General features: G+C 64.5%; 9 protein-coding genes. 6 read left to right on the plus strand and 3 right to left on the minus strand.

Translation table 11 applies throughout. From position 1 onward, the window contains the following. Positions 1-2 precede the first annotated feature (2 nt). On the plus strand, positions 3-1697 hold the full coding sequence (locus tag ABR323_RS03340; RefSeq protein ID WP_439448205.1) for a PTS fructose transporter subunit IIC: 1695 nt from the start codon (positions 3-5) through the stop codon (positions 1695-1697). Between the two features lie 14 nt (positions 1698-1711). Continuing rightward, a complete protein-coding gene (locus ABR323_RS03345) occupies positions 1712-2965 on the plus strand; it encodes a carbohydrate porin (protein ID WP_439448206.1) in 1254 nt (417 codons plus the stop codon). Between the two features lie 90 nt (positions 2966-3055). Here ABR323_RS03345 and ABR323_RS03350 read toward each other — a convergent pair whose 3' ends face one another. Together ABR323_RS03350 and ABR323_RS03355 are read right to left on the minus strand one after the other, a co-directional pair. Then, entirely contained in the window at positions 3056-3451 is a 396-nt protein-coding gene (locus ABR323_RS03350) for a cupin domain-containing protein (protein ID WP_439448207.1), read from the minus strand. An 89-nt stretch (positions 3452-3540) separates the two neighbouring features. Further along, positions 3541-4422 carry an AraC family transcriptional regulator gene (locus tag ABR323_RS03355; protein ID WP_439448208.1) on the minus strand — a complete coding sequence of 294 codons (882 nt, stop codon included), beginning with the start codon at positions 4420-4422 and terminating at the stop codon, positions 3541-3543. A gap of 244 nt (positions 4423-4666) precedes the next feature. On the opposite strand from ABR323_RS03355, the gene ABR323_RS03360 reads away from it, so the two are divergent. Together ABR323_RS03360 and ABR323_RS03365 are read left to right on the plus strand one after the other, a co-directional pair. After that, a complete protein-coding gene (locus tag ABR323_RS03360) occupies positions 4667-7333 on the plus strand; it encodes a TonB-dependent receptor (protein WP_439448209.1) in 2667 nt (888 codons plus the stop codon). A 66-nt stretch (positions 7334-7399) separates the two neighbouring features. Further along, the gene (locus ABR323_RS03365) at positions 7400-8908 is read left to right on the plus strand and encodes an MFS transporter (RefSeq protein WP_439448210.1); all 1509 of its coding nucleotides are present in this window, start codon (positions 7400-7402) and stop codon (positions 8906-8908) included. Positions 8909-8969: 61 nt separating this feature from the next. Here the strand turns inward: ABR323_RS03365 and ABR323_RS03370 are convergent, their stop codons facing one another. Beyond that, entirely contained in the window at positions 8970-10016 is a 1047-nt protein-coding gene (locus tag ABR323_RS03370; protein ID WP_439448579.1) for a LacI family DNA-binding transcriptional regulator, read from the minus strand. A gap of 216 nt (positions 10017-10232) precedes the next feature. Between ABR323_RS03370 and ABR323_RS03375 the strand changes: the two genes are divergently transcribed. Both ABR323_RS03375 and ABR323_RS03380 read left to right on the plus strand, forming a co-directional pair. Then, positions 10233-12809: a glycoside hydrolase family 3 N-terminal domain-containing protein gene (locus tag ABR323_RS03375; protein WP_439448211.1), complete on the plus strand. Its 2577-nt coding sequence runs from the start codon at positions 10233-10235 to the stop codon at positions 12807-12809. A 191-nt stretch (positions 12810-13000) separates the two neighbouring features. Further along, complete coding sequence (locus ABR323_RS03380; protein WP_439448212.1) at positions 13001-14248, plus strand: arsenic transporter; 1248 nt, start codon at positions 13001-13003, stop codon at positions 14246-14248. Positions 14249-14259: the final 11 nt, after the last annotated feature.

Genomic DNA, 14259 nt, shown 5'->3' on the forward strand with positions numbered 1-14259 from the left:
CCATGCAAGTTTCCACTGTAGTCATCGCCGCAGGCGATCGCAGCATCGAAGCGGTTCTCGCCGCCGAAGCGCTGCGCCGCGCCGCCCGCCAGCGCGGGCTCGAGCTGATGATCGAAATCCGCAGCGACCAGGGCGTGACCGGCGCGCTGCCCGCCGGACATGCCACTGCCGCGACACAGTTGCTGCTGGTGGGTGACGGTGAAGCGGACAGCTCCCGCTTCGGCAACGCCCGGATCGTGCGCGCGAGCCTCGGCGAAGTACTGGACGATCCGCGTGCTGCGCTGGCACCGCTGGCGGCCGCACCCGCGGCAGACACCGGCAAGCGCATCGTCGCCGTCACCTCCTGCCCGACCGGCATCGCCCACACGTTCATGGCGGCCGAAGGCCTGCAGCAGGCGGCCAAGGCGTTGGGCCATGCGATCCGGGTGGAAACCCAAGGCTCGGTGGGCGCGCAGGACGCGTTGAGCGACGAGGAAATCGCGGCTGCCGATCTGGTGCTGATTGCCGCCGACCGCGAAGTGGATCTGTCGCGCTTTGCCGGCAAGCGCTTGTTCAAGAGCGGCACCAAGCCAGCCATCAATGACGGGCAGAACCTGATCCGAAAGGCGCTGGCCGAGGCCGGCGTGCACGCGGGTACGGCGGTTTCCGGCCGTACCACCGAGAAGAGCAAGGTCACCGGCCCCTACAAGCACCTGATGACCGGCGTGTCATTCATGCTGCCGTTCGTCACTGCCGGCGGCCTGCTGATTGCGCTGGCGTTCGCGCTCGGCGGCATCTACGCCTTCGACGATGCACACAAGGGCACGTTGGCCTGGTCGCTGTTCCAGATCGGCGCCAAGTCCGGCTTCATGCTGATGGTGCCGGCGCTGGCTGGTTACATCGCCTACTCCATCGCCGACCGCCCGGGCATCGCGCCTGGCATGATCGGTGGACTGGTTGCGGTCAACATGGATGCGGGCTTCATTGGTGGCATCGTCGCCGGCTTCATCGCCGGCTACGGCGTGCACTGGATCAATCGTGCGCTGCGGCTGCCGCGCAGCCTCGATGGCCTCAAGCCGGTGCTGATCCTGCCGGTGCTGGGCACGCTGCTGGTCGGCCTGTTGATGATGTATGTGATCGGTACGCCGGTGGCTGGACTGCTGGCCTGGCTGACCGACTGGCTGCGCGGAATGCAGGGCAGCAGCGCGATTCTGCTCGGCCTGCTGCTGGGCGGAATGATGGCGGTGGATATGGGTGGGCCGGTCAACAAGGCCTCCTATGCGTTTTCCACCGCGCTGATTTCCAGCCAGGTCTACACGCCGATGGCGGCGACGATGATCGGCGGCATGACGCCACCGCTGGGCATTGCGCTGGCAACGTGGCTGTTCAGCAACCGCTTCACCGCCGAGGAGCGCGGCACCGCCGGTGCCGCAGGCGTGCTTGGCCTCAGTTTCGTCACCGAAGGTGCGATCCCTTACGCCGCACGCGATCCGCTGCGCACCATTCCGCCGCTGATTCTCGGCTCTGCTGTGGCCGGTGCGATTTCGATGGCAGCGGGTGTTGAACTGAAGGTTCCGCACGGCGGTGTGTTCGTGCTGCCGATCCCGAACGCGGTCACCCACCTTGGCATCTACCTGCTGGCGCTGGTGGTCGGCGTGGCTGTCACCGCGGTCGCGCTGCGCGTTCTCAAGAAGCCGGTCACGGCCCCCACCCTGTAAAAGGAGCCCCGCCCATGACCTCCCCTTCCTGCCGCCTGTTGCTGGTGGCGATTCTGCCGGCCCTGCCCTCGCTGGCCACGGCCGCCGACGCGAGCGACGTCTTCACCCCCAAGCTTGCCTACACGGGCGAAGCGGCCGCCACGCTCGACGGCGGCAAGCGCAGCGGCACGGCCTATGCCGGCCAGTTGATGTTCGGCGCCGATGTAAACCTGGACGCTGCGTTCGGTTGGCGAGGCGCGACGATAAAGGCCTACGGCATCAACCGCCATGGCACCAACCTCGCCAACAGCAGCACAGGCAACAGCACCTCGGTGCAGGAAATCTACGGTGGCCAGGGTACGCGCCTGGCCAACCTGACCCTTGAGCAGAAACTGCTGGACGACCGACTGGTGCTGGAAGCCGGGCGCAGCGTCGCCAACATCCACCACCTTGGTTCGGAGCTGTGCCAGTACTTCCAGGGCAACTCGGCCTGTGGCAACCCGACCTACGTGTTCCGCACCAGCAGTTTCACCTGGTGGCCGGTATCGAGCTGGATGGCCGATGCCACGGCCTGGGTGACGCCGGATGTCTACGTGCGCGTGGGCGCGTATCAGGTCGATCCCAGTCAGGCCGAAGACGGCCAGCATGGCCTGAAGTGGAATACGAACCAGGCCACCGGCTGGATCGTGCCCTACACGATCGGCTGGCGCAGCCCCGCGTCGGCGCGCCTGAAAGCCAAGTACGAGCTCGGTGGCTGGCAGGACAACTCGACCTATCGCGATCCGCTCCGCGATGCCAACGGCATGCCCGCGCGGCTCAGTGGCCAGGAGTACGCGACACGTCACGGTCGCTCCGGCGCGTTCGCCCGCTTCGAGCAGCAGCTCACCAGTGATGGCAGCGGCCGTGGCCTGACCCTGTTCGGCGCCGCGCTCAAGGGCACCTCCGGCCAGTTGATCGAGGATCATTTCCTGCAGGCGGGTCTGGTGCAGAAAGGCACGTGGGCCAGCCGACCGCAGGACAGCATTGCTTTCGTGGTGACCCAGCAGAAATACAGCGGCATCGCGCTGGAGAACCTGCGCCTTGCCCGTGCCGCAGCGGGCGGCAGTGGCACCCCTCATGGCAGCCAGGTGATGATGGAGCTGGGCTATGGCATCCAGGTCACCCCGCAGCTTCGGGTCGCTCCGAACCTGCACTACATCGTGCATCCCGACCAGTTCAATGAACCCGCACGCCAGCATGACCTGCCGAATGCACTGATTGCAGGCATGCGGATCGATTGGAGCCTTTAGAGGCGTGCGAGTGGGTGAGCAAGGATCAGCCCATCCTGCCCAGGGGGGCAGGATCTAGTTGACCTCGTGCGCCGCCCCCTCGCAGAGGAATCAGAATTCCTGGATCCATTGGTCATTCGGCGCTGTACGCTCCCCACCCGCTTCGCCCGTATTCCTAACGCCCCTGGGCTCGATGAGCATCAACTTCACCTCCTGCTCGGCATGGGGCTTGTGCTCGACGCCTCTGGCGACGACATAAAGCTCCCCCTGCCGCAGCAGGACATGGCCATCACGAAAGTCGATGCGCAGTTCCCCCTCGACAACGAGGAAGGCTTCATCGGTTTCCGCATGGCTGTGCCAGATGAAATCACCCTGCAGGCGAACAACCTTGAACTGGTAGTCGTTCATTTCGGCAATGACTTTGGGTGCCCACTGTTCGCTGAAGTGGCTGAATTTTTCTTCCAGATTGATGGCGTTGCGCTGGCGTGGCCTGGAGATTTCCGACACGTTGGGATCCTGATGCAAGCAGAAGGCCGCATGGTGCAGCGGGCCTTGCTTCCACGTCTTGTACGATCGTGCAACCTGTTGTCGGGTATCTACGGCGAACTCTTCATCCGCCTCAGCCACCGCGCCGGTGGAACGCCATAGGTGGAGGTGAAGTGACGCGCCATGTGGCTCTGGTCGAAGAAGCCAGCCATCAGCGCCGACGCATTGATGCTCTGACCCGCCAGCAGCAACCGGCGTACCAGGTCCAGCCGACGCAGGGTGAGATAACGATAGGGGCTGGTGCCATAGAGCGCACGAAAGTCCCGGCTCAGCTCCCAGCGATCCAGGCCACTGGCTTCTACCAGCGCCTCGATCGTGATGGCCTGTTCCAGCGAATCATGGATGCAGGCCCGGGCGCGCTCCAGGGCTACGAAGTCGGGCCGGTGCCGGATACGCCTTTGCCCGGCGGCATCGACGAGCGCCTGCGCCAGCGCATGCAGCCCGTCCTCTTCTTCCAGTGGGTCGATACGGGTCGCCATGTCCTGCAGCAGCGGAACCAGCGCGGCACGGATCCTCATGTCAGCGGAGAGACCTCCCTCGATGAAGGGAAGTGGCCTGCCTCCCAGGACCTTCTGGATCAGCGACGGTTCGATGTATGCCATCCGGTACTGGAACCCGGCTGCCGTGCCTGCCTCCCCGTCATGCAGCTCATCGGGATGCAGCACCATCACCGTACCCGGCAGGCTGTACCGCTGGCTGCGGCGATAATGGAAGCTCTGCACACCGGCCAGCGTGAGGCCAATGGCATAGGTGTCGTGCCGATGCGGTGCATACCCGTGCCCACCAAAATAGGCCTCGATCCGCTCGATGCTTCCTGGCTGGGCGGCATACCGCACCCAGTCCGATGATCCTGCTGTTCTCGCCATCGCATTCATTCCGGTAGCCCCCCCCAACGCCGTTACCCGGCGCCCGGCCACGTTCAGTCCAATCATTTCGACATGCGGTCATTGTGCAGCCGCACGACGGTGCGCGACAGCGCCCGGAATCGTTTCGCAGCGCAGCAATTGCTGCAGGCCACAAGGCGCTGCTGAGTGCTCAACTCTCTGATTTGAAAAGAATCCGGTCATCCAGCGTTCATTCTGATTGACAGCGTTGTCAGGCGGCGCTTACAAGGGCCCACGTCCAGCGCTTGGCGTCGGAACGTGCAGACATCACCTATGGGGAGAGAGGGACCCTATGACCGGCCATATCAGGAAGAACGCACTCGCACAGGCAGTATTTGCCGCTGTAGTCGCCGCCGCGTGGGCGCTGCCAGCTGCAGCGCAGTCATCGAAGGACAGCAGCACGACAACCGCCAGCGAGGCGCGGGAGGCGTCAACGCTGGATGCCGTCATCGTCACCGTTGAGCGCCGCGAGCAGGATCTGCAGAAATACGCAGGTACCGCGCAGGCGATTTCCGCAGACGACACCCGCGCGTTGGGCATCAACAATGAACTGCGCAACATCCAGGCCCTGGTGCCCGGCATGAGCATGGCCAACCAGGAAGGCAACCTGGAGATCTTCATCCGTGGCGTAGGTTCCTCGAACAACACCGAACTGGGTGATCCGGGCGCTGCGCCGCACATCAATGGCGCGTATATCGCCCGTCCCCGCGGCCTGGGGGGCATGTTCTACGACGTCGAACGCGTGGAGATCAACAAGGGCCCGCAGGGCACGCTGCGCGGTCGCAATGCGCTGGCCGGCACGCTCAATATCATCACCAAGCGCCCCGATCTGGAAGCGTTTGGTGGGTACGTACAGGCTGAGGTTGGCAATCGTGACCACCGCGGCGGCGAGTTCGCCCTGAACCTGCCGATCGGCGGCGGCGCTGCGTTCCGTGTGGCCGGCTACAAGGTGGAGAAGGATTCGCCCTTCAAGAATGCGGGCCGCGCGCAGGATCTGGATCCGGCCGGCGTCCAGGACGACCGTGGCGCGCGCCTGTCGTTCCTCTACCAGCCCGATGAGAAGCTGTCGGTCTTTGCCATGGCCGACATCGGCAAGGAAGGCGGTACCGGCTATCCCGGCGCCAACGTCTACACTGCCGCCAGAGCCGGCCACATGCCGGACGATGTAGATCTGCGCAAGATCATCTACCGCGGCGCGCAGGGCAAGCTGGACAGCACCAACTGGGGCGCACAGACCAGCATTTCCTACGACTTCGGCAAGGTGGCGGTGGAATACAACGGCAGCTACCGCAACGTGGACTACCGCCAGACCAATGCGCAGAGCGAAGGCATCCTCTGGCCGGACCGCAACATCGATACAGTCTCGCCGAGCAACCCCGGCGGCATCGACTACGACAACTACTCCACCCAGTACTGGCTGACCGAGTCGGAGTCGCAGGTGCACGAGCTCCGCTTCACCTCGGACCAGGACGCGCGGCTGCGCTGGACCACCGGCCTGTTCCATTTCAATGAGGACCAGCGGGTCGGCTATCTCTCGCTGGTCGACAAGGGACGCTGGTACTCGGGCACCGAGTTCACCATGCCCAAGGTCAACGGCAAATCTTCGGCGATATTTGCCGACGGCACCTTCGACGTCACCGATCGCCTGCGGTTGAAGGGCGGCCTGCGATACTCCGAAGAGAAGAAGTCGCGCTACGGCATCGGCGGAAACTGGTCGCTGGGCCTGCCCGGCCAGGGTGGCGATTTCGCCACGCGCCTGGGAACTCCGGGCTTCGAGCCGGCCTTTATGAGCCGTCCGAACTTTGATGTCAGCAACATCACTTCGCAAGCCGAGATGGCCCGCTTCCTGCTGCAGGGCATACTGCGTCACGGCCGTAACGATACCCTGCTGCAGCAGATCGGGGCGGTACCCGATGGTGGACCGTTTGGTTGCGTAGACCGTCCCGATATCGGCGGGGACACCGTCAATTGCCCCTACCAGAGCTGGGCCCAGGTGAGCGCGATTCCCGCCCAGCAGTTCGGCAAGAGCAAGTTCAGTTTCACCGACTGGCGCGCTGGCTTCGAGTACGACGTTTCGGACAACAGCCTCCTGTACGGCCTGGTATCGACTGGTCACAAGGCGGGTGGGTTCAACGATACGTTCGATCCGAAGGAGATTCCGGAGACGTTCAAGCCTGAATCGATCATCGCCTACGAGATCGGCAGCAAGAACGCGTTCCAGATGCTGGGCCGGACCTCGACCTTCAACGTCAGCGGCTTCTATTACGACTACAGCGACCAGGTATTCCAGGACCTCGCGGTGATCGCCACCAACCCGACCACCGGCGAAGCCACCGGCTATGCCCTGGTCAACCGCAATGTCGGCAAGTCGGCGGTGTATGGCCTGGAGGCGGAGAGCAGCCTGCGCTTCCCGCACAACTTCATGGTCAACATCAACGCACTCTGGATGGACAGCGAGATCAAACGCGGCACGGTGGCCGACGTCCGCAGCCAGAACTACGACGCCGGTGGCGCCACCTCGTTGATCGACCTGTCCGGCAATGAACTGCCGCTGGCCTCGAAGCTCACCTTCAACGTGCGTCTGCAGCATACGACTGAACTGCGCTTTGGCACGTTCGACTGGCAACTGCTGGCCTCGTACCGCTCGGCCTTCTTCCTCACTCAGTACAACAACCGGGACGTGGAGTTCATCCGCAAGGATCCGGTCAGTGGCGAACTGGTTCATGACCGCACGCAGAGCGCTGCTGCTGCAGGCTTCCCGGACCGTCAGCGCGGCGAGACCACGTTGAACGCCGGCATCGGCTTTACGTCACTGAGCGGCAACTGGCGGGTCGAAGCATGGGGCAACAACCTGCTCGGCAACGATGTCTCGCAGAAGGCGCTGGTTGGATCGGGCATCAACGTTCGCTTCCTCAACGACCCGCGCAGCTACGGCCTGCGTCTGCGTTACCAGTTCTGAGCAACGCCGCCATGAAGGAGGGCCGGTTTCGCCGGCCCTCCACGCGCGATCACCTGTTCCCGCCCAGTGCGTCAACGCGCAGAGCGTCGCCCTGTCCGACATGACATGAGAATCATGAAACACACAACCCGCTGGTCGCAGTTTGGTGTACTCATCACCGTATTCTTCTTCTGGGGCTTCGTTGCCGCAAGCAACGGCATCCTCATTCCGGTGTTCAAGAAGGCGTTCCATCTCAGCCAGGCGCAGAGCATGTACGTGGCGATGGCCTTCTACGTTGCCTACACCGCCGGTTCGCTGATCTACATCGCCGTTTCCCGTGCCATCGGCAACGACCTGCTGCATCGGGTGGGCTATCGCAACGGCATCTGCATCGGCCTGCTGGTCTCGGCACTGGGCGCCCTGCTCTTCTATCCTGCAGCCAATACCGGCTCGTTCGCATTGATGCTGTCCGGACTGTTCATCGTGGGCCTGGGTTTCTCGCTCCAGCAGATCGCGGCCAATACGCTGGCAGTGATCATGGGTGACCCGGCTACCGGATCGCAGCGCCTGACCATGGCCGGCGGCGTCAACAATCTGGGCGCAACGGTAGGCCCGCTGCTGGTCAGCATCGCCATTTTCGGCAGTGTGTCTGCGGGCAATACCGAAGCCAGCATCGAGAGCGTGAAGATTCCCTATCTGGTGCTGGGCGCCGCCTTCGTGCTGGTGGCCGTGCTGCTCTGGTTTTCGTCCGTACCCAATCATGTCCAGCCGCATGCGGCCATCCCGGCAGGTGTGGCTGAAGCTGATCAGGAAGGAAGCCCCGGATCTGCGCTCGCTTACCCGCAGCTGGTCATGGGCATGATCGCGATCTTCCTCTACGTTGGCGTGGAGGTATCGACCATCGACAATCTTCCTGCCTACCTTGAACAGCCGTTGAGCAAGGGTGGACTGGGCCTGGAAACTTCGGTGATCGCCCCGTTCGTGTCGCTGTACTGGGCCAGCCTGATGATCGGTCGCTGGGGCGGCGCCGCAGGCGCGTTCGATGTGCGCGCAGGCACCCGGAAGCTGTTGATGCTGGTGCTTCCGTTCGTCGCGTTCGCCATCTACCTTGCTGTGAACGCGGTATCAGGCCACGACTCCGCACAGTTCCTGCACTACGCACCGGTGATCGCTCTGATGATCATTGCAACCTTGGCCAGCAAGGGCAATCCGTCGCGGATGCTGCTGTACTTCGCCGTGTGTGGCATTGCGGCGCAGTTGATCGGCATGTTCACCACCGGCATGACCAGTGTTATCGCCTTCATCAGTGTCGGGCTGTTCTGCAGCACGATGTGGCCGTGCATCTTTACCCTGGCCATCAGCGGCCTGGGCCGCCACACCAACCAGGCAAGCAGCCTGCTGATCATGATGATCATGGGAGGCGGCATCGTCAGTTGGGCGCAGGGTGCACTGGCCGACAAGGTCGGCGTGCATTACAGCTTCATCATCGGCGTGCTGTGTTTCTGCTATCTCGCTTTCTACGCCTGGGCAGCCGGCCGTACGCTTCGTCGCCAGGGCGTTGACCTGGAGCGATTGGCGACCGAAGGGGGCCACTGAGCCGCGCCCCCGCCCTGCCAGCGCGGCCTGCTGATCGCGCCGGCAGGTCGTTGGCTTGCGTTCAATCGTGACGGACCGGTCCCGTGGATCGCCGGACCTGCAGGGCGTAGTCAATATCGACCACACCACCGCTACCGAGCTCGCGCACCTCCTTGATCAGCTCCATGGCCGCGCGCCGGCCCATCTCACGGGTGGGCTGGCAGACGGTGGTCAACGCCGGGTAGATCTGGCGGGCAATCGGGGTGTCATCGAAACCGCAGACCGAGATATCACCCGGCACCGAAAGACCGTGCTCGAAGACCGCGCAGATGACCCCCGCCGCCATGTCGTCGTTGGCGGCGAAGATGGCGGTCGGCCGATCAGGCCGATCAAGCAGCGCGTTGGCACCGTTGTAGCCTGATTCGTATGAAAACTCGCCCTCCAGCACCAGGCTGGGGTCGTAGCGCAACCCCGCCCTGCGCAGGCCTTCACGGTAGCCCGCCAGGCGCCACATGCTTGCCCCGTGCGCGGCGTGCCCCTTGATATGGGCGATGCGGGTATGGCCGAGCGAGGCCAGGTGTGCGATCAACGCAACCACCGCGCCGATTTCATCCACCACCACGCCCACGTTCCGGTTCTGTTCCTTTGCCGAAATGCTGGAATACGGGATGCCCAGGTCGACCAGGCGCTCCAGCAGGGCGCTGTCGTCGGTCAGCGGTGGCGTCAGCACCACGCCGTCGAGCTGCGACTGCATGATCAACGACTCGACCTTCTCCACGATATCGGCTGCGTCGTAGATCAGCGGCGCCAGCATAAGGTTGTAGTGCTGTTCCATGCAGGCATCGAGCACCCCCATCTCGATCTCCATCAGATAGTTCGAGGACGGATTATCGAACAGCATCGCGATCAGGTAGGAACGCCGGCCGGCGAGCACCCGCGCCGAGGGCAAGGGGCGATAGCGCAGCTTCTCCACCGCCGCATCAACCCGGGCACGCGTGCTCTTGGAGACGTTCGGCTCGTTGTTGAGCACCCGCGATACGGTCTTCATGGAGACCCCGGCCGTAGCCGCAACATCCTCGATGCGCACGCGCCCCGGCCTGCCTGCAAGTACCTGTTCAGGTCCCGGCATCCCCCGCCCTCTGCCCGTCATAGCCTCACCATCAGTACCGGAACCCTGCACCACGGGATGTGGATGCAGATGCAACTTTATCCTCAAATCCGATGCCGCTGTGCAGCAAGCAATCGTCCCAAGGGCTGGGTATGCTCGAATTCGACTGACAACGCTGTCAGGTTGCTTTCTGGTCTGCACGCCTCTTCAAGCCACCCATCCGAGATGATCGTTCCCATGAACTTCCGTCATTCCGATCGTGCGAAGCGCAACCCCGGTTTCCGTCCACACCAGCTGATGCTGACCGCCGCCCTCGCCTTGGCGCTGGGACCCGCTATCGGCGCGGCCCCGGCCCCGCAGCACGAAGCAGGCACGATCACAGCTGCAAACTGGCCGAAGGCGGCCTGGCCGCTGGCCAATGATCCGGCCATGGAGCGACGCATCGACGCCCTGATCGCGTCGATGACGCTGGAGGAGAAGGTCGGCCAGATCGTGCAGGGCGATATCGCCAGCGTCACGCCTGATGACGTGCGCAAATATCGACTGGGCTCAATCCTTGCTGGTGGCGCATCTGATCCGGGTGGCCGCTACAACGCCAGGCCCGCTGAGTGGCTGGCGCTGGCTGACGCGTTCTGGGAAGCCTCGATGGACACGCGCAATGGCGGCAAGGCCATCCCGATCATTTGGGGCATCGACGCGATGCATGGCCAAAGCAATGTGGTGGGCGCCACCCTCTTCCCGCACAACATCGGCCTGGGCGCGGCGCGCAACCCGGAACTGCTGCGCGAGATCGCAAGGATCACCGCAGCCGAAACCCGTGTGACCGGCATGGAATGGACATTCGCGCCAACCGTGGCGGTTCCGCAGGATGACCGCTGGGGCCGCACCTATGAAGGCTACTCGGAAGACCCTGCGCTGGTGGCCAGCTATGCAGGGCCGTTCGTCGAAGGCCTGCAGGGCAAGGCGGGCGCAGCCGATTTCCTTGACGACCACCATGTGATGACAACGGTCAAGCATTTCCTTGGTGATGGCGGAACCGAAAACGGCAAGGACCAGGGCAACACCACCGTCAGCGAGGCGGCATTGCGCGACATCCACGCGGCCGGATACCTGCCGGCGATCAATGCGGGGGCGCAGTCGGTGATGGCGTCGTTCAACAGCTTCCATGGCGAGAAGATGCACGGGCACAGGCCGTTGCTGACCGATGTGCTGAAGGACCGGATGGGCTTCGGCGGCTTCGTCGTCGGTGACTGGAACGGCCACGGACAGATCAAGGGCTGCAGCAACACCGACTGCGCGAAGACCTACGTCGCCGGCCTGGACATGGCCATGGCGCCGGACAGCTGGAAAGGCATGTACGAAAGCACGCTGGCACACGTCAAGGACGGCAGCCTGCCAGTTGCACGGCTGGACGACGCGGTGCGCCGCATCCTGCGGGTGAAGGTGCGCATGGGCCTGTTCGACAAGCCCAAGCCCTCCGAGCGCGCACTGGGCGGAAGGTTCGAGCTGCTCGGCGCGCCGGCGCATCGCCAGATCGCGCGGCAGGCCGTGCGCGAATCACTGGTGCTGCTGAAGAACCAGAACCAGTTGCTGCCACTGTCGCCGAAGCAGCGCGTGCTGGTGGCCGGCGATGGTGCCAACGACATGGGCCGCCAAGCCGGCGGCTGGACGTTGAGCTGGCAGGGCGATGGCACGCGCCGCGAGGACTTCCCGAATGCGGAGACGATCTGGGAGGGAATCGCAGCCCAAGTCAAATCGGGCGGCGGCCAGGCCGAGCTGGTGACCGATGGTCGTTACCGCAGCCGACCCGATGTGGCCATCGTGGTGTTCGGCGAAGAGCCGTACGCCGAGTTCCAGGGCGACCTGCCGAACCTGATGTTCAAGAACGGCAAGTCCGGCGACCTGGAACTGATGCAGCGCCTGAAGGCCGACGGCATTCCGGTTGTTGCGGTCTTCCTGAGCGGGCGCCCGCTGTGGCTCAACCGCGAAATCAACGCCGCCGATGCCTTCGTGGCTGCGTGGCTGCCGGGATCGGAAGGTGGAGGCGTGGCCGATGTGCTGCTGCGTGGGGTCGATGGGCGCGTGCAACACGACTTCCGCGGAAAGCTGAGCTACTCCTGGCCACGCCGCGCCAACCAGTACAAGAACAACGTGGGGCAGAAGGACTACGACCCGCAGTTCGCCTTCGGATACGGCCTGACCTATGCCGACAAGGGAAACCTGCCTGCTCTTTCCGAGGACGCGGGCATTGATCCGGACGCCACGGGCAGCGGTACCCTGTTCGATCGTGGTGTGGCCGGCACCGGCCTGATGCTTCGCCTGACTGCCGCCAATGGCGAATCGACCGATGTCGTGCATCCCAATGCAACGACTGCCGACCAGTCACTGGCGATGGTCGCGATCAATACCGATGTGCAGGAGGGCGCGCGTCAGTTCAGTTTCCGGGCGCCGGCCACGGTGGCGTTGCAGGCCAATACTCCGCTGGATTTCACGCGCGAGACCAACGGCGAGCTCTCCGTGGTAGCGACCGTGCGTGTCGAACAGCTCCCGGCGGAATCCGCAGTGACACTCGGTACCGCCTGCGGGGCGACGTGTGCTGGCGAGGTTGCGCTGGGCCCTGCGCTGTCGGCGGCGCCGCGCAATGAGTGGGTCAGGCTGGGCGTTCCCCTCAAGTGCCTGGCCAAGGCCGGGGCAGACATGAGCCGCTTGAACGTGCCGTTTGCGCTGCGCGCCGGAAAGGGCACAACGCTTGCGATCACCTCGGTCGTACTGGGCACCGAGTTCGACCGCAAGGTGGAGTGTGCGACGCAGTAGGCGCGGTGTTGAATGCCTTGGCGCGGCCGTCACGGAACGCACCGCGCCAGGGCATTCGCTGGGCGGCCGGCACGGTATGATGCCGCAACCCCGGCACTTGCACTGATCGCAGCGGGCGCCTGCACGCCGATCAAATGCACCGGAGAACCGGCGGCAGGGTCGATGGACGGCACCGCGCACGCCCCTACTCCATGCTCGCTTCCCATTCTTCGCTCATCATCTGGATGGCGGTGGCCGTTGCCACTGTCGGCCTGCTGTTCCGTCCCTTCCGCATCCCGGAGTATGTGTGGGCGCTCGGTGCGGCCGCGTTGCTTCCGCTCAGCGGCATCGTGTCGTTCGGCACTACCTGGCACGCAGTCGCCGAAGGGCGTGACGTCTACCTGTTCCTGGTCGGCATGATGGTGCTGGCCGAGCTCGCCCGCCGCGAAGGGCTGTTCGACTGGCTGGCGCTGTATGCGGTCCGCCATGCGGGCGGGTCGGGGCGACGCCTGTTCGACCTGGTTTTCCTGGTCGGCACGCTGGTGACGGTGTTCCTGTCCAACGATGCCACGGCCGTGGTGCTGACGCCGGCGGTCTACGCGGCCTGCAAGGCGGCCCGCGCCAATCCCCTGCCCTACCTGTTCGTCTGTGCGTTCATCGCCAATGCGGCCAGTTTCGTGCTGCCCATCTCCAACCCGGCCAACCTGGTGGTCTACGGACAGCACATGCCGCCGCTGCTGCAGTGGCTGGTGCAGTTCGCATTGCCCTCCGCGGCGGCGATCGGTGCCACGTATCTGGTGCTGCGCTGGGTCCATCGGCGCGAGATCGCGCAACCGCTGGTAGCCGCGCCGGAGCATCGCCCGCTGACGGACGGCGGACGGCTGAGCGCACTGGGCGTGCTGTTCACCGGCAGCGTGCTGCTGGTGACGTCCGCACTGAACGGACCGCTGGGTCTGGCCACGTTCTGCGCCGGCGCGCTGAGCGTGGCGGTGGTGGTGGTACGCCAGCGCCGCAGCCCGCTGCCGCTGCTGCGACATGTCTCCTGGGGCGTGCTACCTCTGGTGGCCGGACTGTTCGTGCTGGTGGAAGCGGTGGCGCAGACCGGTGTCATCCAGAGTGCGGCCAGCGCGCTGCAGGCGCTGGCGAATATGTCACCGCACCAGGCCAGCTGGCTGGCCGGTGGTGTGGCCGCACTGCTGAGCAACGTGGCCAATAATCTGCCGGTCGGCTTGGCCGCAGGCTCGCTGGGCCAGATGGCCGACCTGCCGGCACAGACCCGCGCCGCGCTGCTGGTGGGCGTGGACCTTGGGCCGAACCTGTCGGTGACCGGCTCGTTGGCCACGATGCTGTGGTTGGTGGCGCTGCGCCGCGAGGGCGAGCATGTCAGCGCGCTCGACTTCCTGCGCGTGGGCGCGCTGGTGATGCCGCCTGCACTCATCGCAGCATTGTTGCTGCTGTGACCAGAATGCAG

This window comes from Stenotrophomonas sp. ATs4, from assembly GCF_051861585.1.
GTDB lineage: Bacteria > Pseudomonadota > Gammaproteobacteria > Xanthomonadales > Xanthomonadaceae > Stenotrophomonas > Stenotrophomonas maltophilia_AS.